The sequence below is a fragment of the Tritonibacter mobilis F1926 genome, from assembly GCF_000376545.2.
Taxonomy (GTDB): domain Bacteria; phylum Pseudomonadota; class Alphaproteobacteria; order Rhodobacterales; family Rhodobacteraceae; genus Epibacterium; species Epibacterium mobile.
In genome coordinates this window covers 1,111,435-1,134,679 of sequence record NZ_CP015231.1, presented here as the reverse complement: position 1 = coordinate 1,134,679, position 23,245 = coordinate 1,111,435, and the positions used below count along the sequence as shown (strand labels likewise).

Annotated in this window: 23 protein-coding genes; 7 read left to right on the top strand and 16 right to left on the bottom strand. The window is 59.5% G+C overall.

From position 1 onward, the window contains the following. Window positions 1–35 precede the first annotated feature (35 nt). Window positions 36–1,466, bottom strand: a complete 1,431-nt coding sequence (locus K529_RS20855; protein ID WP_046002301.1) for a 1-acyl-sn-glycerol-3-phosphate acyltransferase — start codon at window positions 1,464–1,466, stop codon at window positions 36–38. 177 nt (window positions 1,467–1,643) lie between these two features. Between K529_RS20855 and K529_RS20850 the strand changes: the two genes are divergently transcribed. From K529_RS20850 to deoD, 3 genes are all read left to right on the top strand, one after another. Further along, window positions 1,644–3,629, top strand: coding sequence for a protein meaA (locus K529_RS20850; RefSeq protein WP_046002300.1), 1,986 nt, complete (start codon window positions 1,644–1,646; stop codon window positions 3,627–3,629). A gap of 130 nt (window positions 3,630–3,759) precedes the next feature. Then, window positions 3,760–4,080, top strand: a complete 321-nt coding sequence (locus tag K529_RS20845) for an H-NS histone family protein (RefSeq protein WP_005634757.1) — start codon at window positions 3,760–3,762, stop codon at window positions 4,078–4,080. An 18-nt stretch (window positions 4,081–4,098) separates the two neighbouring features. Continuing rightward, on the top strand, window positions 4,099–4,803 hold the full coding sequence (deoD, locus tag K529_RS20840) for a purine-nucleoside phosphorylase (protein WP_005634753.1): 705 nt from the start codon (window positions 4,099–4,101) through the stop codon (window positions 4,801–4,803). Window positions 4,804–4,924: 121 nt separating this feature from the next. On the opposite strand, the gene K529_RS20835 is transcribed toward deoD, so the two are convergent. Together K529_RS20835 and K529_RS20830 are read right to left on the bottom strand one after the other, a co-directional pair. Beyond that, window positions 4,925–5,782 carry an urea carboxylase-associated family protein gene (locus K529_RS20835; protein WP_005634751.1) on the bottom strand — a complete coding sequence of 286 codons (858 nt, stop codon included), beginning with the start codon at window positions 5,780–5,782 and terminating at the stop codon, window positions 4,925–4,927. Between the two features lie 145 nt (window positions 5,783–5,927). Continuing rightward, complete coding sequence (locus K529_RS20830; RefSeq protein WP_005634748.1) at window positions 5,928–7,145, bottom strand: type III PLP-dependent enzyme; 1,218 nt, start codon at window positions 7,143–7,145, stop codon at window positions 5,928–5,930. A gap of 403 nt (window positions 7,146–7,548) precedes the next feature. On the opposite strand from K529_RS20830, the gene K529_RS20825 reads away from it, so the two are divergent. Further along, window positions 7,549–8,073: an AAA family ATPase gene (locus tag K529_RS20825; RefSeq protein ID WP_005634745.1), complete on the top strand. Its 525-nt coding sequence runs from the start codon at window positions 7,549–7,551 to the stop codon at window positions 8,071–8,073. A gap of 415 nt (window positions 8,074–8,488) precedes the next feature. Here K529_RS20825 and K529_RS20815 read toward each other — a convergent pair whose 3' ends face one another. The 12 genes from K529_RS20815 to K529_RS20755 all read right to left on the bottom strand — a co-directional run bounded on the left by K529_RS20815 (window position 8,489) and on the right by K529_RS20755 (window position 17,973). Then, a complete protein-coding gene (locus K529_RS20815) occupies window positions 8,489–8,686 on the bottom strand; it encodes a hypothetical protein (protein WP_005651344.1) in 198 nt (65 codons plus the stop codon). 462 nt (window positions 8,687–9,148) lie between these two features. Further along, a complete protein-coding gene (locus K529_RS20805; RefSeq protein ID WP_005651340.1) occupies window positions 9,149–9,928 on the bottom strand; it encodes a succinate dehydrogenase iron-sulfur subunit in 780 nt (259 codons plus the stop codon). 129 nt (window positions 9,929–10,057) lie between these two features. Beyond that, complete coding sequence (locus K529_RS20800; protein ID WP_005651338.1) at window positions 10,058–10,924, bottom strand: hypothetical protein; 867 nt, start codon at window positions 10,922–10,924, stop codon at window positions 10,058–10,060. Further along, the gene (locus K529_RS20795; RefSeq protein WP_227512303.1) at window positions 10,921–11,763 is read right to left on the bottom strand and encodes a sulfotransferase domain-containing protein; all 843 of its coding nucleotides are present in this window, start codon (window positions 11,761–11,763) and stop codon (window positions 10,921–10,923) included. The genes K529_RS20800 and K529_RS20795 overlap by 4 nt, the downstream gene beginning before the upstream one ends. Beyond that, window positions 11,764–13,572 carry a succinate dehydrogenase flavoprotein subunit gene (gene sdhA, locus K529_RS20790; RefSeq protein ID WP_009175752.1) on the bottom strand — a complete coding sequence of 603 codons (1,809 nt, stop codon included), beginning with the start codon at window positions 13,570–13,572 and terminating at the stop codon, window positions 11,764–11,766. It abuts the gene before it with no gap. A 24-nt stretch (window positions 13,573–13,596) separates the two neighbouring features. After that, on the bottom strand, window positions 13,597–13,968 hold the full coding sequence (locus tag K529_RS20785; protein ID WP_005680103.1) for a succinate dehydrogenase, hydrophobic membrane anchor protein: 372 nt from the start codon (window positions 13,966–13,968) through the stop codon (window positions 13,597–13,599). A gap of 13 nt (window positions 13,969–13,981) precedes the next feature. Beyond that, window positions 13,982–14,365, bottom strand: a complete 384-nt coding sequence (sdhC, locus tag K529_RS20780) for a succinate dehydrogenase, cytochrome b556 subunit (protein ID WP_005680101.1) — start codon at window positions 14,363–14,365, stop codon at window positions 13,982–13,984. Window positions 14,366–14,587: 222 nt separating this feature from the next. Beyond that, on the bottom strand, window positions 14,588–15,163 hold the full coding sequence (locus tag K529_RS20775; protein WP_005680100.1) for a histidine phosphatase family protein: 576 nt from the start codon (window positions 15,161–15,163) through the stop codon (window positions 14,588–14,590). Between the two features lie 91 nt (window positions 15,164–15,254). Next, window positions 15,255–16,295, bottom strand: coding sequence for a MaoC family dehydratase (locus K529_RS20770; protein ID WP_005623865.1), 1,041 nt, complete (start codon window positions 16,293–16,295; stop codon window positions 15,255–15,257). A 1-nt stretch (window position 16,296) separates the two neighbouring features. Beyond that, the gene (locus tag K529_RS20765; RefSeq protein WP_005623868.1) at window positions 16,297–16,500 is read right to left on the bottom strand and encodes a DUF1737 domain-containing protein; all 204 of its coding nucleotides are present in this window, start codon (window positions 16,498–16,500) and stop codon (window positions 16,297–16,299) included. A 4-nt stretch (window positions 16,501–16,504) separates the two neighbouring features. Next, window positions 16,505–17,053, bottom strand: a complete 549-nt coding sequence (locus tag K529_RS20760) for an NnrU family protein (RefSeq protein ID WP_005623869.1) — start codon at window positions 17,051–17,053, stop codon at window positions 16,505–16,507. 65 nt (window positions 17,054–17,118) lie between these two features. Further along, window positions 17,119–17,973: an HpcH/HpaI aldolase/citrate lyase family protein gene (locus K529_RS20755; protein WP_005623871.1), complete on the bottom strand. Its 855-nt coding sequence runs from the start codon at window positions 17,971–17,973 to the stop codon at window positions 17,119–17,121. 353 nt (window positions 17,974–18,326) lie between these two features. On the opposite strand from K529_RS20755, the gene K529_RS20750 reads away from it, so the two are divergent. Together K529_RS20750 and mdh are read left to right on the top strand one after the other, a co-directional pair. Beyond that, complete coding sequence (locus K529_RS20750) at window positions 18,327–18,638, top strand: hypothetical protein (RefSeq protein ID WP_005623876.1); 312 nt, start codon at window positions 18,327–18,329, stop codon at window positions 18,636–18,638. A 608-nt stretch (window positions 18,639–19,246) separates the two neighbouring features. Further along, complete coding sequence (gene mdh, locus K529_RS20745) at window positions 19,247–20,209, top strand: malate dehydrogenase (protein WP_005623881.1); 963 nt, start codon at window positions 19,247–19,249, stop codon at window positions 20,207–20,209. 38 nt (window positions 20,210–20,247) lie between these two features. Here mdh and K529_RS20740 read toward each other — a convergent pair whose 3' ends face one another. Further along, the gene (locus K529_RS20740; RefSeq protein ID WP_005623883.1) at window positions 20,248–21,396 is read right to left on the bottom strand and encodes a glycosyltransferase family 2 protein; all 1,149 of its coding nucleotides are present in this window, start codon (window positions 21,394–21,396) and stop codon (window positions 20,248–20,250) included. 355 nt (window positions 21,397–21,751) lie between these two features. Here K529_RS20740 and sucC point away from each other — a divergent pair, with 355 nt between their 5' ends. Further along, entirely contained in the window at window positions 21,752–22,945 is a 1,194-nt protein-coding gene (sucC, locus tag K529_RS20730; protein WP_005623885.1) for an ADP-forming succinate--CoA ligase subunit beta, read from the top strand. The last annotated feature ends 300 nt before the right edge of the window (window positions 22,946–23,245 follow it).

The window sequence follows — 23,245 nt, the reverse complement described above, 5'->3', positions numbered from 1 at the left end:
AATAAAGCAACCCCAATCAGTCACTGTTTGTAATTTTATGACCCAGCGGATGCAGAATTTTCTTTTGCGGTCGCAGAAATAACCTCCGTCTCCGAAGGTGGTTCCAAGGCAGCAGGCACCAGATGCGCAATGGAATTGGCGTAATACCGCAGCATATCAATCTGGCTCCGGTCCGGCGTGACAACGCCACCAGAGGTGCGGATCAGCTTGCGCCTGCGCATCTGCAATATCGCGCTCTGAATGGCGGCATCATGGGCGTGTTCGGGCAAATGGATGCTCGCCAGCGGCATGCGCGCCACGGTGTCGCGCAACGCCTGCAACAATGCCGCCTCACTCATCGCGCCGCGTTGCAACAAGAGATAGCTGACCATCGGCACCGGCAGCACTGGCACCACCTCTCCGATCCTTCGCATCAGCTCGGTCGACAGCATCCGCGCGCGATCTTCACGAGAGGTTTGCGGCAGCTCGCTAACGCTGAGCGGGCGGCCAAAGCTCACCGCCGCCTGCCCCGCATGCTGATACCGTCCGGTCACCCAGAGCCAGAATTGCCGCAGCAAACGCAGCATCACCGCCCCGATCCGCGCCCGGAATCGCCGGTCGCCGGTCTGTGCGGCCCGGATCAGGATTTTGTCCTCCAGCACCCGGTCATAATTCAGCGCCACCGGCACAAAGACCACGTCCTTGCCCACCTCGGCGCTGCCATCCACGATGTATTTGAGCAAGCCATGCTTGGGCGGGGCCATCGCCCCCGTGAGGCTCAGCCCCCCCTCGGGGAACATCGCCTGCGTCACCCCTGCCCGCGTGGCGAGCCGCACATAAGCCGCCAGCACGGCCCGGTAGAGCGCATTTTGTGATTTGCGCCGGATGAAATAGGCCCCCATCGCCCGGATCAGCAGGCTCAGCGGCCAGACCCGCGCCCATTCACCCACCGCGTAGGACAGGGCCGAGCGTTTGGCGACCAGATAGGTCACCAGCACGTAATCCATGTTGGAGCGGTGATTCATCACAAAAACCACGGTGGCGTCACGGTCGATGGCCTTCAAAAGCCCCTCGTCGTAACTGCCCAACCGCACCCGATAGATCGCATTCGACAGCAGCCGCGCCGCCCGGATCGCAAAGCTGAAATAGGTGAACGCCGAAAAGGACGGCACAATCTCGCGCGCGTAGCGTCGGGCCTCCTCAAAGGCGACGTTTTCCGGGATGCCCTTTGCCGCCGCATGGTCCGAGACCGCCTGCGCCACCTGCGGGTCATAGATCAGCCGCTGGATCATGTCGTAGCGGCGCGCCAGCTTGAACGGCTCAATCGGGCGCTCCAGCCGCTGATTGAGCCGCGCCACTGCCCGTTCCAGCCGACGGCGAAAGAACCAGCGCACCGAGGGAAACAGGAAATGCGACGCAAATGTCACCGCTGCAAACAGCAGGATCAGCACAAAAGCCCAAAGAGGAAGTTCAACAGTCTGCGTCATACCCGCACTCTTACTGTGCCCACTCTGCGGCACAACTGTAACCGTACATCTTCTGCAGGTGCAAAAGTGGCAGCGCAGCAATTGCCGCAACGCGGCGAATTGACAAGGTAGCATAATTCCAGTTTAGATCGTTTCAACGTAACTTTATTGCTCTCACGATGATTCACGAGGCCCGCCATGTCGCTCGCGCAGAATGAACGCCCCGAAGCCCCCAGCCGGGACCGGCCCTGGCTGATCCGCACCTATGCGGGCCACTCCACCGCCTCCGCCTCCAACGCCCTCTACCGCGCAAACCTCGCCAAGGGTCAGACTGGCCTGTCCGTGGCCTTCGATCTGCCGACCCAGACCGGCTATGACAGCGATCACGTGCTGGCGCGGGGCGAGGTGGGCAAGGTCGGCGTGCCGGTAGGGCATCTCGGCGACATGCGGGCGCTGTTCGACCAGATCCCGCTGGAGCAGATGAACACCTCGATGACCATCAACGCCACCGCGCCGTGGCTCCTTAGCCTTTATATTGCGGTGGCCGAAGAACAGGGCGCAGACGTGTCAAAACTTCAGGGCACGGTGCAAAACGACCTGATCAAGGAATACCTCAGCCGCGGCACCTACATCTGCCCCCCGGCCCCCAGCCTCAAGATGATCGCGGATGTGGCGGAGTACTGCTATACAAACGTGCCCAAATGGAACCCGATGAATGTGTGTTCCTACCACCTGCAAGAGGCCGGCGCGACGCCGGAACAGGAATTGGCCTTTGCGCTGGCCACCGCGCAGGCGGTGCTCGACGAGCTGAAACCCCGCGTGCCCGCCGAGGATTTCCCGGCGCTGGTCGGGCGCATCTCGTTCTTTGTGAACGCGGGCATCCGTTTCGTGACCGAGATGTGCAAGATGCGCGCCTTTGTGGACCTCTGGGACGAGATTTGCCTGACACGCTACGGGATCGACAACCCAAAGTTCCGCCGCTTCCGCTATGGCGTGCAGGTGAACTCTCTCGGGCTGACCGAACAGCAGCCGGAAAACAACGTCTATCGCATCCTGATTGAGATGCTCGCCGTGACGCTCTCAAAAAAGGCCCGCGCCCGCGCGGTGCAACTGCCCGCGTGGAACGAGGCGCTTGGCCTGCCGCGCCCTTGGGATCAGCAATGGTCGATGCGGATGCAACAGATCCTCGCCTATGAGACCGACCTGTTGGAGTACGGCGACCTCTTTGATGGCAACCCGGTGGTGGATGCCAAGGTCGAAACGCTGAAGGACGGCGCGCGCGCCGAGCTTGCCACGCTGGAGGGTATGGGCGGTGCGGTTGCCTCAATTGAGTACATGAAGTCTCGCCTCGTGGACTCCAACGCCGAACGTCTGAACCGCATCGAGGCCGGCGAGACTGTGGTGGTCGGGGTCAACAAATGGACCGATGGGGAACCCTCGCCGCTGCAAACCGAGGATGGCGGCATCATGACCGTCGACCCGGCGGTTGAGGCCGATCAGATCGCACGTCTCAATGCATGGCGCGCCGCGCGCGATGACGCCGAGGTGGCCGCAGCACTTGAAGGGCTGCGCAAGGCCGCACGCGAGGGCGAGAACATCATGCCTGCCTCCATTCGCGCGGCCCGCGCAGGCGTCACCACCGGCGAATGGGCCGAGGAGATGCGCAAGACCTATGGCACCTACCGGGGCCCCACTGGCGTCTCCGCGTCCATGTCCAACAAGACAGAAGGGCTTGATGATCTGCGCGACGCGGTGAACGCCGTATCGGATCAGCTTGGCCGTCGCTTAAAATTCGTGGTGGGCAAGCCCGGCCTTGATGGCCACTCCAATGGCGCCGAGCAGATCGCATTCCGCGCCCGAGATTGCGGCATGGACATTACATATGACGGCATCCGCCTCACGCCGCAGGAACTGGTCAGCAGTGCGCAACGCGACTCAGCCCATGTCATCGGTCTATCCATTCTTTCGGGCAGCCATTTGCCATTGGTAAAGGACACATTGGCCCAACTTCGCGACGCAGGACTGGAAAATGTGCCTGTTGTTGTGGGGGGAATTATTCCCGAAGACGACGCAAATATGCTTCTCGATATGGGCGTTGCGAGAGTCTACACACCAAAGAATTTCGAACTAAATTCAATCATGAAAGATATAGTCGAGCTCGCAAAAACAAACACATCAGTTTAATTCCACTCAGACGAATTTCGCCGAAAACCGCTAAAAACGAAAATTAAGTGCTGAACTGCACTGAGAATTCGGGCATTAAGTGCATTAGCCCGAAGTTTTTGTCGTGGCTAAATTCTACGGAGTAAAACTTATGTCCCTCGATCTGAACCAAATGTCCCGAAAGGACCTGCTTCAGTTGCGCAAAGACGTTGAAAAGGCACTGAAAGATGCCGAACAGCGCGAACGCACCGAAGCATTGAAAGCTGCAGAGCAGGCAGCTGCTGAATATGGCTTCTCCCTCGATGAAGTCCTTTCCAACTCGGCAAAAGGTGCCGCACGGAAATCAAAAGCAAGCCCGAAATACCGCAATCCTGAAAATCCGGACGAAACGTGGACAGGCCGTGGCCGTAAACCGCATTGGGTCCATACGGCACTCAGCAATGGTGTCGATATATCCGATCTGGAAATTTGATACGGAAGGCGCGATTAAGTGACTGTGCATATTGGATCACAAAAAGGTGATTACGCCGAAACCGTCCTACTTCCGGGCGATCCTTATCGCGCCAAATGGGCAGCGGAAACATTTCTAAGTGATGTGCGCCTCGTAAATGAAGTGCGCGGAATGCTTGGATATACGGGCATGTGGAACGGACACCGGGTCTCGATCCAGGGCAGCGGCATGGGGATGCCGTCCTTGTCGATCTACACCAACGAACTGATCCGGGATTTCGACGTTCAGACATTGATCCGCATCGGATCCTGTGGCGGCATGCAACCGCATGTTAAGGTGCGCGATGTGATCATCGCGATGACCGCCACCAGCGTCAACACGCCCTCCCGTACCATATTCAAAGACGTGAACTTCGCGCCAAGTGCCGACTGGAGCCTGCTGCGCAATGCGGTGCAGGCTGCTGAAGCACAGGGTCTGTCGCCCCATGTGGGCGGGATCTATTCTTCCGACACCTTTTATGACGAGCGCCCCGACCTCAATGAACAGATGGTCCGCCATGGTGTCCTCGGAGTGGAGATGGAAGCGGCAGAGCTTTACACGCTCGCCGCGCGCTACGGTCGCCGCGCCCTCGCGGTGCTGACCGTATCCGACCATCTTCAAACCGGCGAAGCTCTCCCGTCTGAGGAACGCGAACGCAGCTTTGGTGAGATGGTGGAAATCGCCCTCGCAGCGGCTTTCGCTTAAGCCGCGTTTCTCCGTATCCATTCTCCCCGCGCAAGGGAGTTGGTGGATGCTGGATGTCACCAAAAAGGGCCGCCCCCAGTATAGGGACGGCCCTTTTTATTCACCGCTTTATCGCCGCCGCTCAGCGCCCGTGACTGCGGTCATAGCCATTGAGAGCAGGGCTTTGCCACGCGGCAAGGCTGCCTTCTCTGGGGGCGAAGACCTCCACCAGCATCGGATGGCAGGCCGCCGTATCGCTGGAATGCTCGGCCGAGCAATCGCCACCCGGGCAGGCGCTCATCGCGCCAAGGAGGTCGATCTCGGCAAAAAACTCCAGATAATCGCCCGGACGCACCGGGCTTGCTTTCATGAAATACTGGCCGGTATCGCGGGTAAAACCAGTGCACATAAAGACGTTCAGCACGTCATGCACATGCGGTTCCGCCTCCGCTAGCGACAGGCCAAGGTGATCGGCCAGCGCCCGGGTCAGGTTTGAATGGCAACAATGGTGATACTGGCTGCCTTGCAGCAGATTGCCGGTGTAGGGATCACATCGCGTGCCGATCACATCATGCACGGAGCCGCCATAGGCGTCGATTCCGTACCATTCCAGCGTATCGGCAATGATCGTCGCCATCGGGCGCATATAAGGCAGGTTCGACCACAGCCGCTCGCCCGTGGTGACATGGGTGCCATGCAGGGCGCGGGTCTTGCCGGAAAAGAACCGCTCGGAAATGTCATTGCGGTTCCACAGGTTCAGGTCTCCCACCTGCGGCCCTTCAATGGAGGAGATACGGAAGAACTGCCCGGCGGCGACCTCAAAGGTGGCAGCTTCGCGCGGCGGCACGGTGACCTCTGCGACCTTTTCCGCGCCGTCCCGTGCTGCGCGATAGAGCGCCAGATCGGGCTTTGGCAAGGTCTCATTTGGATAGCAAATCACCGGCGGCACCGCGCGGCGGGTGTCTGCGTCGGCGGGAATGGGGAATTGGGTGTCGGACATTCTGCGCGGGTCTCCCTGTTCTGTTTTCTACCTGATACATGGCTTAACAGAACAAGGATAGCGCCCGACCTTGGGTGAGTGCTGTCCGGCCTTGCAGCCGAACAACGGTTCACGCGCTTAGGGGCGTCTCAGCGCCCTGATGACCTCAGAGCACCACAACATCCAGCGGCGGGAAGCCGTTGAAGCCAATCGACGCATAAGTGGTAGTATAGGCCCCACAAGAGTGGATCACCACGCGGTCGCCAGATTTCAGCCCCAACGGCAACTGAACGGGCTGCTTTTCATAGAGCACATCGGCACTGTCACAGGACGGCCCCGCCAGCACGCAAGCACCCATGGTCTCATGGTCGCGGTCGGTGGTGATCTTGTAGCGGATCGCCTCGTCCATGGTTTCCGCAAGACCGGAGAACTTGCCAATGTCGAGGTAAACCCAGCGGTGCAGATCACTGTCGTGTTTGCGCGACACCAGCATCACCTCAGCGGCGATCGCACCGGCTTCGGCCACCAGTCCGCGACCCGGCTCCGCCATCACCTCGGCAGCATCGGGAAAGCGTGCATTGACGCGCTTCATCACTTCGGTGGCATAGACCTCAGGCGCCATCACCGCATTGCGATAGCCTGCTGGAAAACCACCCCCGATGTTCAGGAGTTTCAGGTCATGGCCTGCCGCGCGGGCCGCTTGCCAGACGTCGGCAACCTGATCGAGGATCGGCTCCCACATCTGAGGTTCGCGGGTCTGCGAGCCCACATGGAACGACAGCCCATGTGGCACCAGACCCAGCGCAACACAGCGGTCCATCAGCCCCACCGCCATATCCGGCGCGCAGCCGAATTTGCGGCTCAGCGGCCAATCGGCTGAGGTGGCGTCGACCAAAATACGAATGCAGATATGTGCGCCCGGTGCGTGCTCAGCGAGCTTTTCCAGCTCTTCCACCGCGTCCGCCGCATAATGGGTGATCCCCAGTGCATGCGCGAATGCGATGTCTGCGGGTTTCTTGATGGTGTTGCCAAAGGTGATGCGCGCAGCAGAGGCACCGGCAGCACGGCACATCTCGATCTCGGCGCGGCTGGCGGCATCGAAATTCGACCCCAGCGCACAGAGACGGCGCAGGATTTCCGGTGCCGGGTTGGCCTTGACGGCGTAGTGGATACGCGCACGCCCCAGACCACGGGCAAGGCCCATGTACTGACGCGCCACAGCTTCGCTGTCGATCACCAGCGTCGGACGCTCGAACCGGGTGTTGGCGATATATTGCAGGTGGCGAGGGACAAGAGTCACGTCGTCGCGGGTTGCAGACCCGGTCACGAATACAGTCATGGTCATCTCCAAAAGACCCGGCCATCTATGGCCGCTCAGTTCCATCAGAGACGTTACCGTCGCTACGTAACCCTAGGGCTGTGAACCCTTTCGACAGAGGCGCGTGCGTTGGCGTCTTAAGCGCGCATATCGGGCAAAACTTCGAGTCGATCAAGCACCAATTTCTGCAAGGAAGATATTTCTTTTCTGCATAGCTCCGCGTGCTAGCGTGCGCGCTACAGTGAGCCGGCCAGGGTGACGCGCCCGGATGCGCATTCCTCATTGCCATGTGCGACTTTGATGCTTTCAGACAGCCGCAACGCCCACGCGGCCTACCACATCGTATCCCCGAGGGTCGCCCTCACGCTGACACAACAGCCGCCCTGCGCAGGAGTGCGTAAACTGACAGGATGCGGACGAAGCTGCCGTCAATGTGGTCCGTCCACTTGGCCAATGATACGCTCCAGAAATGACAATACTCGTTTCTCTTTCAGGCCTTCCGGGAGTCGGCAAGACAACCTTGGCGAAGGCGTTAGCAGCAAAAGTAAAAGCCGTTCATTTGCGGGTGGACTCCGTTGAGGCTGCGCTGAAGAACAGCGTTCTCAAGATCAACCGGGCAGAAGATGCAGGTTATCTCGCAATCGCTTCCGTGGCGCGCGACAATCTCCTACTCGGTTTCGACGTGATAGCAGATACGGTCAATCCCATTGAAATCACAAGGAACCTATGGGCTGAGACCGCTGCATCTGGCAACGCCCGTATTTTGAACGTCGAAGTGGTGTGTTCCGATAGGGCGCTCCATCGGAGCCGAGTAAAAGCACGCGCAAGCGACATCCCGGGGTTTGTCGTCCCCGACTGGCAGACAGTATCCGATCGTACGTTCGAACCGTGGCGGGAAGATCGCTTGATAGTCGACACCAGCATCAGCGAAATAGAAGAATGCGTATCCCAGGTCGCTAGAGAAATGGACAGCTTCGAATCCACGGATCGGTAGGTTTGGGCTTTTCGCGGAGCTTCGCCTCACCCGGAACAAACGGCGGCTTCACCAGATAGATTCATGGAATGCGCGAGGGGGGCTCCCGCCCCTTTGACCCTGCATCACAGATGCCGGGCAAAGCCTTGGGCCCGGCGCCGCCCCTGACGGGTCGGCGTGGCGCATGTGGCAATGTCAGTGCGGGGCGCGGCGGCTGCAGTGGCGCGGTGGCCGTGCATCGTCATCAACGGCACCACAAAAAGCGCAGTGCCAGCCCGGCCCGCTACGTGCGCGCCGCCAGCGACAATCGCGTGTCAGCGTCGTGGTGTGACGGCGCCAATAAAGATAGCTGAGCACCCCCAGTAACAAAAGGATCAGAAGAACCGGCATGCTCGCGACCTACACGGTGGCGCGCGCCGGTTCAAGCGAGGTGGCCTCAGGCCGCCTCGTAGTAGGCAATCACACCGTCCTGTGCCTCAACCTCACGGGTCGCTACAGGGGCTTCGGGGGTGTAGTAGGACCATGCGTCCTCAAGCACAGCCAGCGCAGCCACAGCAGCGGTTTTGTCGGCTTCAACCTGGGCTTGGGCGATCGGGGCGGAGATCAGATTGGTCATCGGGGTGTCTTTCGTCATGTCAGTATCAGCGCCTCCCTCGCGGGTAATCTAGGCTCAATGCTGCACTGCCGCATCAGACAGTTTTGCAAGGGGGTTATGCACCCCTTGCAAGCAAAGCTCTCCCAGACCCGTTGCGCCCCCGCCGCGCGCCCTGTTGAGCGGTGTTTCACCCGGATCTGGCAGGATCAATGCGTCGCGACACAAAGACCAACAGGAGACTGGCCCGCCAAAGACCACCCCCTCATTGGGTGCAGGCTGGGTCCGATCCGAGCTCATTTTCGGACATGGGGCTTTCCACCCCTTCCAATCCTCCGCCTCAATGGGCGGCCGCCTATTTTGACGATACAACAAGAGGTCCCGTTTGGCCGGTAGGCCGAACAAAGCAGCAAAAGAAAACCCCGCAGCCGCTTTGGGCTCCGGGGCAAATCTTGTGACCTTTCAGTCCTGATCAAACAGTCCCGATCAAACCGTCCTGATTAATCAAACGGTGCGTTCGACCATCATTTTCTTGATATGCGCAATTGCCTTAGCGGGGTTGAGACCCTTGGGGCAGGTTTTGGCGCAGTTCATGATGGTGTGGCAGCGGTAGAGCTTGAAGGGGTCTTCCAGCTGGTTCAGGCGCTCTCCGGTGGCCTCATCACGGCTGTCGATGATCCAGCGATAGGCGTGCAGCAGCGCGGCGGGGCCGAGATAGCGATCGCCGTTCCACCAGTAGCTCGGGCAGGAGGTGGAGCAGGATGCGCACATCACGCATTCATAGAGACCGTCGAGTTTCTTGCGGTCCTCGATGGACTGTTTCCACTCTTTGGCGGGGCGGTTGGTCTTGGTTTCCAGCCACGGCATGATCGAGGCATGCTGGGCATAGAAATGCGTCAGATCGGGAATGAGGTCCTTCACCACCGGCATATGCGGCAGCGGGTAGATCTTCACGTCGCCCTTCACCTCATCGAGACCATAGATACAGGCCAGCGTGTTGATCCCGTCGATGTTCATCGCACAAGAGCCACAGATGCCCTCACGGCAGGAGCGGCGGAAGGTCAGCGTCGGGTCGACCTCATTCTTGATCTTGATAAGCGCGTCCAGAACCATCGGGCCGCATTTATCCATATCGAGGAAATAGGTATCGACCTGCGGGTTTTTGCCATCATCCGGGTTCCAGCGGTAGATCTGGAACTTGCGGACATTGGTTGCGCCTTCTGGCTTGGGCCACGTCTTGCCAGTGGTGATCCTGGAGTTTTTCGGAAGTGCGAATTCGACCATGATCGTGTCTCCTTGCTTAGCTGCCCGCGACCACTGCCAAAGGCAGCGCACGCGGAGAGAGGGCTGGGCCCGGACAGATCCGGGCGTCATCTTGGGCGCAGAACCTGCGCATTTCAGTCGGGCGCGGGATCATGAGAAGACCTCCGCGTCAAGTTCGGGCAATGCGGGAAGGCGCGTCATCAGCGCCGCATCGGCAGGAAACAACGCCTCAAGACGGTCCATAAACGCGCGGTCCAATGCCGCCAGACGCAGCAGCATCTGATATTCCGGGTCACCAATCATCGCGTGCCAGCGCTCCTGCGAGTGCAGATCCTCGGCAGCCGCCACATCAAGCTGAAAGCTCGACCCGCCGCCATAGGGCTGCACCGCACCAAGACTGTTGTCCCGAAGCGTCAGCCCCAAATCCGCCAGCACGCGCGCGCGGTAAAGCTCATCTCGAGACCACGCGTCATAACAAACCGCGATCCGCCCGCTGTCTTGCGCCTCGCGCACCTCAACCAGCAGATCGCCATAGGTCGCCAGCGCCCGCGCCATCACCGCCATACGGTCCGCCGAGCGATAGCTTTCATTGCGTTGCAGCTTTTTCAGCAGCGACGCGCTCCAATTGAGGAAGCTGCGGTAAATCAGCAGATCGCCGTCGAAACTGGCGCTTTTATAGGGGCCAGACAGGTTGTCCTTGCTGTCAAAGCGCAGATGCAGCGTGTCCTCGTAAGAGAGCAGCAACAGCGCGCCCTCGCCCGCGTCTACCGCGGCATCCTGCAGGCTGCCATCATATCGCAGGCCCGAGACCTCGATGCCATTGTGGCTGCGCAGCGGGTCATGACCGGGGCGGCAATTGTTCAAGAACAACGCATGATCCGCGTTGCGTTGCAGCCAATTGGCAATCGCATGGTTGCCGGACCGGCGCATGCCGGTCATCCGCAACGCAGACGTGGGCGCAATGCCAAGGGCGCTCCAGACATTTTCTACGGTGGCGAGGGCTGCGACAGAGGTCATGCCGTCCCCCCTGCCGCCTGTGCGAAAGGGGGGCTTGCGGCCTCTGCCTGTTGGTCAGTTTCCAGCCGCGACAGCCAGTCCTTGTCGCTCTCATAGCCCAGCGTGATCAGATCGTCGCCGTGACACTCCAGATAGCGCTCTGCGGCGGCGCGCGGCAGCTTGGAAGGCCACTGGCGCGCCTTGCCCGAGGAGACATGGGTCGCGGTGCGCCCAACGCCGCTCTCAGAACTCAGGCCGCCAAACAGCGAATTGTCATAGTAGATCTGCCGCGCGGTTTCAATTTCGGCCTCACTGAAGCCAAAGAAACGCAACACGCCCACAAAGATCGCGCAGTCCTGATCCGCAATCAGATCCTCGTAGCGCAGATCCATCGCGCGGTCATGCCCATAGGGCCACGCGAGCATTTCATTCAGTGTTTTCAGATGCATATTCTGCATCTCGAAATCCAGCTTGGCCACCGGATCAGGCAGCGCCTGCAGGTGTTCCTGATAGCTCTTGCCGCCAAGGTCCTCGCGCGGGCCATGCAAGAACCGCTCTTGCCGGCCGGGACTGTTTTCGTGGTAACGCGCCCCGGACAACAACACATCGCGCGGATCGCGGATGATGTGCAGGAACCTTGCTTCTGGATTGTCGAACAGCTCCGGCGCAAAGGCCCCGGCCCAGTTCACCACAATCGCACGCCCCGTCTGCGGGATTTTTTTCCATCTGGCCGGATTGTGAACCGGCACAAAAGGAATATCGAGCGCCTCCCCGATCAAACGCCAGACACGCCGCATCCAGACGGTACCCGTCTTGTGATGCGTGCCGACGCACAAGATTCGAGGAGGCGCAACGCTCATTTAGAACGTCCGTGCCTTCGGTGCGATGGTCTTGAGGCTTATACCGCCTTCGTCCTCATTGGTCAGCGGATCAACGATCACAGGACGATAGCTGAGGGTGGTCTTGTTGCCCTCAACCCGCGCCACAGTGTGCACGCGCCATGCGTTATCGTCACGCTCAGCGTAATCCTCATGCGCATGCGCACCACGGCTTTCCTTGCGCGCCTCAGCGCCAACAATAGTGGCCAGTGCGTTGGGCATCAGGTTGGTGAGCTCCAGCGTTTCCATCAGGTCGGAGTTCCACACCAGCGAAGTATCGGTGACATGGAGATCGTCGAGTTTTTGCGCGATCACCTCCATCTTCTCGACGCCTTCTTTCAGGGTCTTGTCGGTGCGGAACACCGCCGCATCCGCCTGCATGGTGCGCTGCATTTCCAGACGCAGCTCTGCGGTGGGCGTGCCACCCTTGGCGTTGCGCAGCCCGTCAAAGCGATCGAACGCCTTGTCGATCGACGCCTGATTGAGCACCGGGTTGGGTGCCTCTGGGTCCACCACTTTGCCAGCGCGAATAGCCGATGCACGACCAAAGACCACAAGGTCAATCAAGGAGTTGGAGCCGAGACGGTTAGCACCATGCACCGATGCACAGCCCGCCTCACCCACGGCCATCAAGCCCGGCACGACGCCGGTCGGGTTGTCCTCGGTCGGGTTCAGCACCTCACCCCAATAGTTCGTCGGGATACCGCCCATGTTGTAGTGCACGGTCGGCAGAACCGGGATCGGCTCTTTGGTGACGTCGACACCTGCGAAAATCTTCGCAGACTCGGAAATCCCCGGCAGACGCTCCGCCAGTGCCTCGGCAGGCAAGTGGCTGAGGTTCAGGTGGATATGATCGCCATGTTCACCCACACCACGACCTTCGCGGATCTCCATGGTCATGGAGCGCGAGACATAGTCGCGCGGTGCGAGGTCTTTATAGTTGGGCGCATAACGCTCCATAAAGCGCTCACCCTCGGAGTTCGTCAGGTAGCCGCCTTCGCCACGCGCGCCTTCGGTAATCAGACAGCCGGAGCCGTAGATACCGGTCGGGTGGAACTGCACAAACTCCATATCCTGAAGCGGCAGACCTGCGCGTGCCACCATACCGCCACCATCGCCGGTGCAGGTATGGGCCGAGGTCGCGGAGAAATAGGCGCGGCCATAACCGCCGGTCGCCAGCACCACCATCTTGGCGTTGAAGACATGCATGGTGCCATCATCAAGCTTCCAGCACACCACGCCCTGACACTGCCCGTCGTCGGACATGATCAGGTCGATGGCGAAATACTCGATGTAGAATTCCGCGTTGTTCTTGAGGCTTTGACCATAAAGCGTGTGCAGGATCGCGTGGCCGGTCCGGTCGGCGGCGGCACAGGTGCGCTGCACCGGCGGGCCTTCGCCAAACTCGGTGGTGTGGCCGCCAAAGGGACGCTGGTAGATCTTGCCTTCCTCAGTCCGCGAGAAGGGCACGCCGTAGTGTTCAAGTTCATAAACCGCCTTGGGCGCTTCACGGGCGAGGTATTCCATCGCGTCCGTGTCACCCAGCCAGTCAGACCCTTTGACGGTGTCATACATGTGCCACTGCCAGCTGTCGGGCCCCATATTGCCAAGCGAGGCCGCGATACCACCCTGCGCCGCCACGGTGTGCGAGCGGGTCGGGAACACCTTGGTTACACAGGCCGTGCGCAGGCCTTGCTCGGCCATGCCAAGCGTCGCACGCAGACCCGCGCCACCGGCGCCCACAACCACCACGTCATATTCGTGGGTTTCATATTCATATGCTGCTGTCATCGTCTTTGTTCCTTACCGCGCGGATCACAGGGCGAGCTTGACGAGGGCAAAGAGACCCGCGGCAATCATCGTGTAGGAGAAGGCCGCAACGGCGATCAGCGTCAGTTTTTCCGCCAGCCCGTGCATGTAATCCTCCACCGCGACCTGCGCCTCACGCATCAGATGGATGATGCCAACCACCAGCGTGAGGCCGGTGATGATCGCAGGCACCGGGCGTCCATAATAGGCCAGCACCTCTTCATAGGTGCCCCCCAGACCCAGCCCAAAGGTGATCACGAAGGCCGGAACCAGAAACACCAGCAAGATGGAGCTGACCATCATCTGCCAGTGATGATGCGTCCCTGCGCCCCCGGCTCCAAGGCCTTCTGCGCGTTTACGGTCGGTGAGATAATTCATGAACTCTGCCCCCTCAGACCACGATCGCCGCAAGGACGGTCAGTACGGTTGCACCGATGAACATGCCGATGCCCAGCTTCTCCGAGGTCTCAACCTCCAGGCAGTAGCCGAAGTCCCAGACCACGTGACGCAGGCGTCCGAGCATGTGATAAAAAATGGCCCAAGCCGCGCCGAGCATGACCAGATCTCCCAGCCAGCTGCGCATCAATCCGTCGATGAACGCAAATGCGCTCTCCGAAGTTGCAGCGGCCAAGAGCCACCACACCACCAGAAGCGCCACCCCAAGCGCCGCGATTCCGGTGATCCGCACCATGATCGACGACATAGAGGTGAGCTGCGGGCGGTAGATGGTCAAATGCGGCGAAAGCGGGCGATTGCCCCGATTGACATCGGCCATGTTGGCTCCTTTCCGGTTAGCTGACGACATTTTAGCCTATTTTTGCGCACTGTCACGCAAACGAGTGGTAAAAATCACCTGTTATCGCTGCCGTTTGTCGCAATTTCTACACGTTGTGATCACAAGCCAGATTGCTGTGATCACAAAGTCAAATCCCAAGTATAACAGTCAGAATCAATCACTGAGTCGTCAAAGCTTACCCCGCGATCCTTGCACATCCGCTTAACGCCAGAGTGTCTCCAGTGCCTGCCAATGCGTCTCAGGTGTCATATGCTCAAGATCGAATGAAAAATAATGCCCACCCCCGGTCTGATCCCAGCGACGCGAGATCGCTTCTCCGGCCAGCGCACAATACAAAAGCGTGCCCACAGCGCCATGACCGCAAAAGATCACGTCCTGCCCGCGTTGCGCCGCTAAAACAGCCTGCACCTCGCGCATAATCCGCGCCTGCGCATCCACCGCCCGCTCCCATCCCCGCACCGAGACCTCAGGGTCGGCAAAAAACGCATCCGCCACGGCCTCAAACTCCGCCCCCGGCAGATACCCCGTGGCCGAGCGGTCATTTTCATGCATGTCAGGACGTACCTCAACGGCGGTGCCCGCTGCGGCAGCAAGCGGCCATGCCGTCTCCAGGGCCTTACGCTCCGCACTTGTCACAACATGCCAGCCATTCCACGCGCCGCGCTTGGCCAGATCCGCCACCCGCGCCGCGCCATGGGCGCTCAAGCCCCAATCAGGAACCGCCACCGCCGGATCAATACCCACCTCAGGATGCGTCAGATACAGTACCTGCGCCACAGAGGCCCCTCCTCTTCTAACGAGAAATATCCCGGGGGTGAATTGCCCGGCCCGGGCAAGAGGGGGCAGCGCCCCCTGACCCCCGCCCGCATTACAGCGGCATCAACGCCCAGTAATCCAGATCAAGCAGCACCTCTGGCAGATATTTCCCATCCGCGCCCTTCAGCGCGAACGGCGCACCACCGGATGTCGCCACCAGACGCAAGCGGATCGCGCCAACACCGGGGGCTGCGGTCTGCGCCTTATCCAAAACCTCGGACCATGCCCGGATTGTCGTGCCCGACACACAAGGGTTTGCATGCGCACCGCCGTTCAGGCCGACGATCATCTGCGCATTCGCCAGCCCATTAAACGACAACGCCCGCGCCATGGAAATCACGTGGCCGCCATAAATCAACCGGGTGCCATCCGGGCGCGCGGTGCTGTCGAAGTGCACTTTGGCCGTGTTCTGCCACAGGCGGGTGGCCAGCATATGCTCGGCCTCTTCAACGGTGACCCCATCCACATGGTCGATCTGCTCACCAATGGCGTAGTCTCCCCAGCGATGCGGCTCTCCTGCCAGCGCAAAATCATAAGAGGTGAAATCAAGCCCCGCTGGCAGCGCCAGATCTTCCGCTGCCAAAACCGGTTTCAGATCCGGCACCCGGGTCTCCGGTGCATCGGCGTCCATGTTGCCCTTGCGCACCATGACCCAGCGCACATATTCCAGCACCACCTCATCACGCTGGTTGAGCCCGCGCGTGCGCACCCAGACCACGCCGGTCTTGCCGTTGGAATTCTGCTTCAGCCCGATCACCTCGCTCTCGGCCCGCAGCGTGTCGCCCGCATAGACCGGCAGATGCCAGCGCCCCTCGGCATACCCAAGGTTCGCCACCGCATTGAGCGAGATATCCGGCACCGTCTTGCCAAAGACGATGTGGAACGCCGCCAGATCATCCAGCGGCGCGCCTTTGTCATGTGCAAGACCAACCGAACGGGCAAACTCATCCGAGGAGTAAAGCGCATGGCGCGCCGGATAGAGCGCATGATACAATGCTCGCTCTCCACCCGATACCGTGCGCGGCACCGCATGACGGATCACCTCGCCCAGTTTGTAGTCCTCAAAGAAACGCCCGTGGTTGGTCTTGCCCATATCAGTGTGCCCCCAGCTTGGTCTCTGGGGTGTAGGTGCCATCCACCTCTTTCACCACCGACTGGCCGCAGCGCATGATGCCCTTTACGGGATCAAAGGTCTGGGTCGGGCTGCCATAAAGCTCCCAGCCCTTGTTCAACGCATCGGTTACCTTATGGCAAAAAGCTGACGTATCGTCCTCGCTTAGAAAACGGTAGAGTTTCATGATGTTACCCCGGAAATGGTGAGGGCCCGATCAGCCCGTGAATATAGCCGATCACACCCAAAAGCACGATCGAAGCGACAAAGAACATGGCATCCTTGGCAATGCTGCCCTTTGGATTTGGCTGCCAGTTCGGTTCAGATTTGTTGATGGTGATCACCTCAACCACGGCCCACGCCAGCATGGAGCCAAAGAGGATCACCGAGGCCAGATCGCCGTTGACCAAGAGATGCGCCACAGCCCAGATCTTGAACCCGGTCAGCATCGGGTGGCGCATCTTGTAAAACAGCGCACCCTTCTTGGGCCCCGGACTGGTAAAATAAAGCGCAAACAGCATCAGCGTATTGTTGATGTGCACCATGAACGGCATCGGCGCCCAGACATGGATGTAATCCATGCCACGATAGCCAAGGACCATCAAAACAACGCTCAGCACCAACAGAAGGGCCACAAGCCCCTTGCCCTTGTCGCCGAGGCTTGCCCGCTGCGCGGGGGCCAGACGTTTAAACAGGTGGGCGCCCCACCATAGAATGATGCCAAGTATCAGAAGTGCCATGTCTTTCTCCAACGTCAGACGGGTGCCGAGTGTCAGGGTACAGTCTCCCTGACCCCATCACAGCCCTAGCCGGAGATCGCCGCAATTGCATCCGCTTTTGCAAGAATCTCGCGCGCGGTGACCACATGAAGGTTCTCGACGATCTTGCCGTCAACCACTGCCACGCCTTGTCCGCTGGCCTCAGCCGCCTCAAACGCGGCGATCTGACGTTGCGCGAGATCAACTTCCGCCTCGGAGGGCGCAAAGGCCTGATTGGTGACCTCGACCTGCGCCGGGTGGATCAGGGTTTTGCCGTCAAATCCCATGTCGCGGCCCTGCTCGCATTCCGCTGCCAGACCTGCGTCATCCTTAAAGGCATTATAGACCCCATCGACGATGATCTTCGCTTCCGCCTTGGCGGCGAGCAGACAGAGACCAAGGCCAGACATCAGCGGCAAACGGTCGGCGCGAAAGCGGGTCTGCATCTCCTTGGCCAGATCATTGGTGCCCATGACCATGCCTTGCAGCTTGGGGTGCGCGGCGATGGCCGCAGCGTTGAGCATGCCACGGGGCGTTTCCATCATCGCCCAGAGCGGCACGTCCTTGGTGATTGCAGCCAGTGCGTCCAGATCAGCGGGCGAAGACACCTTCGGCAGAAGGATCGCGTCACATCCCATGTTTGCGGCAGCCTCGGCATCCGCACGCCCCCATGCGGTGTCGAGCCCGTTGATGCGGACAATCTTGACCCGCGCGCCATAGCCTCCCTGCGCCAGCGCCTCTGCCAGCGTGGCGCGGGCGTTTTCCTTTTCCTCGACCGAGACCGCGTCCTCCAGATCAAAGATGATCGCATCTACCGGCAGGCCCCGTGCTTTCTCCAGGGCGCGGGGCTTTGAGCCAGGGATATAAAGGACGGAACGATAAGGGCGCGCGCGCGAGTCCATGAGGGCTCTCCAAGATTACCAGAGTCATAAAGTTACCGAAATGGCTACCTTTGAGGGCGATTGATTTCAAGGAAAATCCTTCTGCAATGCAGAAACTTACGCCCATCCGGTCGGGTTTATTCAGCTATACGGCTGATAAATATAGAGAACTCAGGGTTAACCAGTTCTTTGGACCTCTGTGTCATTCTGACTCATACCGGCGCTCTTCTCTGGCGGTCGTTTCCCGCTCTGGCGCCACGCGGACCTTGGGTCTGCAGTCATGATTACGTCACCAGAAAACCGGTCCGTCCCAGGTCGCCGGGGTGCCCTTTTGGCCCCCTGACGGGGAAGCCGTTCCGAAAGGGGTAAAACCTATGAAGAAGACGCTGTTTACAATCGCCGCTGGTCTCGCTCTTGTGGTCTCCAGCCAAATGGCCGCCGCCCAAAGCCAGAATTGCGCCCCGCGCGACATGGTGGTGAAGCGCCTTGCGGAGAAATACGGCGAAAGCCGCCAGAGCATCGGCATGGGCCAACAAGGCATGGTGATGGAGACATTCGCCTCCAATGAAACCGGCTCTTGGACCATTACGGTGACGACCCCTAATGGCATGACCTGTCTGGTGGCCTCGGGGCAATCTTATGAGGTTCTGGCTGAGGCCCTTCCCGTGATGGATAAGGACGCCTGATCACAGGTCCGCCCAAGGGCACCCTGCCCGCAGTCACTGCCCGCACCACAGTTGGCGCATCCCGCGATGCGCCGCTTTGCGCCATAGTGTTGCACCTTAATATGGTCGCTTCGCATGGCCGCCCGCACGGCTTGCCGCATTACAGCGCCGCGCCGCCTCCACGCTGCCGCGATGACGCGATGACGCGATGACGCGATGACGCACCGTGACCGCGGATTGAGGCGTGAGTGTATACGTTTGATGCACGGTAAAGTCAGGTTTTGGTGCGGACGTCACAGCGGAAATCATCCGCCACTTGATTCGGTCTGAGCGATGATATCTTTCGCAAATCGGGCGCAAACGCTCACGCAGGGAGCGCGATTTATGATCGATCTGCCGCGTATTTGCATACCTTCGCACACATTTGCCATGCAGGGGCTCATGGCGCTCAAGGGCACCGAGATCGGTCGATTTTCGCCTCTCGCTTCATAAATCCGACATCTAAGAGGCGCGCACAAACGCCAGCCGCATCGGCAGGAAGCCCATGCCGCAACGCAGAACACTTGCGAAGCGGAGGCGAACGCCGTAGGCATCTGGGCAGAAATCAACCGGACCGGAGAGATTATCCCATGGCACGACCCAAAATCGCCCTTATCGGCGCAGGTCAGATCGGTGGCACCCTCGCGCATCTTGTAGCCCTCAAAGAACTCGGCGACGTCGTTTTGTTCGACATCGCAGAAGGCACCCCCGAAGGCAAAGCGCTGGATATTGCTGAATCCGGTCCTTCCGAAGGCTTTGACGCCAGCCTCAAGGGCACGCAGGACTACGCAGACATCGCGGGCGCAGACGTCTGCATCGTGACCGCAGGTGTGCCGCGCAAGCCCGGCATGTCCCGTGACGACCTTCTGGGCATCAACCTCAAGGTTATGAAATCCGTCGGCGAAGGCATCCGCGACAACGCACCCAACGCATTCGTGATCTGCATCACCAACCCGCTCGACGCGATGGTCTGGGCGCTGCGCGAATTCTCCGGCCTGCCGCACGAAAAAGTCTGCGGCATGGCAGGTGTGCTGGACAGCGCCCGTTTCCGCCACTTCCTCGCCGAGGAATTCAACGTCTCCATGAAAGATGTCACCGCATTCGTGCTGGGTGGCCACGGCGACACCATGGTGCCGTCGGTACGCTACTCCACCGTTGCAGGCATCCCGCTGCCGGATCTGGTTGAAATGGGCTGGACCACGCAGGACAAACTGGACGCGATCGTGCAGCGCACCCGTGATGGCGGTGCCGAAATCGTTGGCCTGTTGAAAACCGGCTCTGCCTATTACGCGCCGGCGACCTCTGCAATTGAGATGGCCGAGGCCTACCTCAAAGACCAAAAACGCGTCCTGCCCTGTGCGGCCTATGTGGACGGCGCTCTGGGTCTCAACGGCATGTATGTCGGTGTGCCGACCGTGATCGGTGCTGGCGGCATCGAGCGTGTGGTCGACATCAAGCTGAACGCAGAAGAGCAGGCCATGTTCGACACCTCCGTCAACGCGGTCAAAGGTCTCGTGGACGCCTGCAAAGGCATCGACAACTCGCTGGCCTAAGTCACGGCCCGCGTGTCGCAATGATCAAAGCGCCCCTCTTACTGGGGCGCTTTTTCTTTTTCGCGCAGGTTCTGTTGGACCCGATCCGGAAACGTGGTCGGAACATCAGGGATTTCGAGAGGCAAACCTGCATCAATTTCCTGCTGCAGGGCGTTCAGCGCGATCTGGCGCTGCGGTGCGGCCCGCGCGCGCAGGGATGCATTGACGCTATCTGCGCTAAAGCTCCACGCATGTTCCGGCAGCAGTTTGCGCAGCGCCGCGACAGGATCAACCGAAAGCTCCAACAGCCAGCCGTGCTGTGTCAGCTCTTGTTCCTGATCCGGCAACACCACCTTCAGCAGCATGTGCAGTTCAACCAGACGCCGCAGTTCACCGCCGTAATAACGCGCAAAATCGATCTGTTTCGCCCGTTTGCACTGCCCTTTTCCGCGCCCTTTTCCCGGTTGCCAATTATATGTGCCAAGATCGGTATACCGCAGCAATTTGGCCATCCAGCTCAGCGGTGTGAAGCCGTCAAAATGCGCCAGCAGAATTTCTGAGCATTGTGTCTCATTGGGTGGACCTGAGCGCGCCGCTCCCTTTTGGAAATTGGCCTTGTGTAACGCCAGTTTCAACTCTCGGTCCGTGCGTCCGGCCCCTTTGCCAGCGGTATACCCTGCGAAACCCTTGTGAGTGAACACCGTGGCAGATCCGAACAAATCCCGCTCCTGCCAGCGAAGCCCCTCAAAGGGCACTCTGAACAAGGTGGTGAAGGTCTGGTCCTGCTGATGTGGACGATAGACGCGTTCCAGATTTTGCACCCGGAGATAGTCCACCTGCTCTGACACACCAGCCAGCACGTCCGAAATGCCACGTTCAGAGACGAGGTATTCATCCGCATCGATATGAAACAGCCAATCTGCCGAGGTCTGCTCATATGCGTAATTCGCGTTTACACGCTGCACCCGCGTCAGACTGTCCGGACGCGCCGCTTGCAACCGTTCCTGCCAGTAGGCCGCGTCACAGCAGATGACCTGAACACCGGGCAATTTTTCGAGTATATCCGCGTCACCGGGTCGGGGCGCATCAAGGAAGAGAAACACCTGCGCCGCGCCCATCTCGATGTGATAGGCGGCGAAGGCAGCAATGAGCTCGATCGGCTCCGCAACAGTTGCGACCACGGCCCAGGTCGGAGAGGTACTCATCATTCAGGGAACCAAATGAAATTTCCAATAAATTGTATTTATTCCCTAGCACATGCGCGTTCACATGCAAACGCAGCCGACACCCCGTTCAAGAATGAATCGAAGCGGCAGATCGGGGACTTCCAGCTTCTGGAAGGCTCTTGACGTGAGACCAAACAGCAGGATCACACTCAGCCCACATAGCGCGAATCGCGTAATTTTAGTCGTTTTCGATATGTGATCACACGCCTCAAACCTGTGATCACAAATACAAAAAAACTTCATCATTTAGCGCTCACCGGACAGAAAAGGCTTTAACCTCCTGTTTGATACAGGCGTACTAGGAAGGGACAATTGCAGCCAGACGGGACAGTTTCTCATGAACATCCACGAATATCAGGCCAAGGCCCTTCTTAGCAGCTACGGCGCTCCGGTATCGGACGGGCGCGTGGTGCTGAAAGCAGACGAAGCCAAAACCGCAGCAGGCGAGCTTGACGGCCCGCTATGGGTCGTGAAGGCCCAGATCCACGCAGGTGGTCGCGGCAAGGGCTCCTTCAAGGAAGCCGACGCCGGTGAAAAAGGCGGCGTGCGCCTGACCAAATCGGTCGAAGAAGCGGCTGAAGAAGCCAAGAAGATGCTGGGCCGCACCCTTGTGACCCACCAGACTGGCCCGGCGGGCAAGCAGGTCAACCGCATCTACATCGAAGCAGGTTCCGGCATTCAGACCGAACTCTATCTGGCGCTGCTGGTGGACCGCGTGACCTCGCGCGTGTCGTTTGTCTGCTCCACCGAGGGCGGCATGGACATCGAAGAGGTCGCCGCTGAGACCCCGGAAAAGATCCTGTCCTTCTCCGTCGATCCGGCCACTGGCTATCAGCCGTATCACGGCCGCCGCATTGCCTTCTCGCTCGGCCTTGAAGGCGCGCAAGTGAAGCAGTGCGTCAAGCTGATGGGTCAGCTCTACCAAGCCTTCATCGACAAAGACATGGAGATGCTGGAGATCAACCCGCTGATCGTGACCGACACGGGCGATCTGAAAGTTCTGGACGCAAAACTCGGCTTTGACGGCAACGCGATCTATCGCCACGCCGATATCGCTGCGCTGCGCGACGAGACCGAAGAAGACCCCAAAGAGCTCGAAGCCTCCAAATACGACCTGAACTACATCGCGCTCGATGGTGAGATCGGCTGCATGGTGAACGGCGCGGGTCTGGCGATGGCCACCATGGACATCATCAAACTCTATGGTGCGGAGCCTGCGAACTTCCTCGATGTGGGCGGCGGCGCCACCAAAGAGAAAGTGACCGAAGCGTTCAAGATCATCACCTCCGACAAGAACGTCAAAGGCATTCTGGTGAACATCTTTGGCGGCATCATGCGCTGCGACGTGATCGCGGAAGGCGTGATCGCAGCCGTGAAAGAAGTGGGCCTTGAGGTGCCGCTGGTTGTGCGTCTCGAAGGCACCAACGTCGAGAAGGGCAAAGAGATCATCGCAAACTCCGGCCTCAACGTGATTGCGGCGGATGACCTTAGCGATGGCGCTCAGAAAATCGTGAAAGCGGTGAAGGGCTGAGCAAGTGTGGGATTGGCCGACTGCGCTGGAGACAATCGTAATCGCACTTCTTAGTGCGATTGCCCTGCTTCCAGTTTTCTTGCTAACGGCCAAGAAAGGCAGTGCATACGGAATTGGTACAGGGTTCGCAATTTTTGCAGTCGCGACCCTTTCCGTCTGGGGATTGCTTGAAAGCGCTCCTGCGATCGGTCCCGACGGACTCCCGGTTCTCACGTCTCCCACACACATGCTCGAAATCCGCGTTGCTACAATCTGGACACCGATATTTCTGACAGTTTTGTTCTTAGGGACATTCGTCAT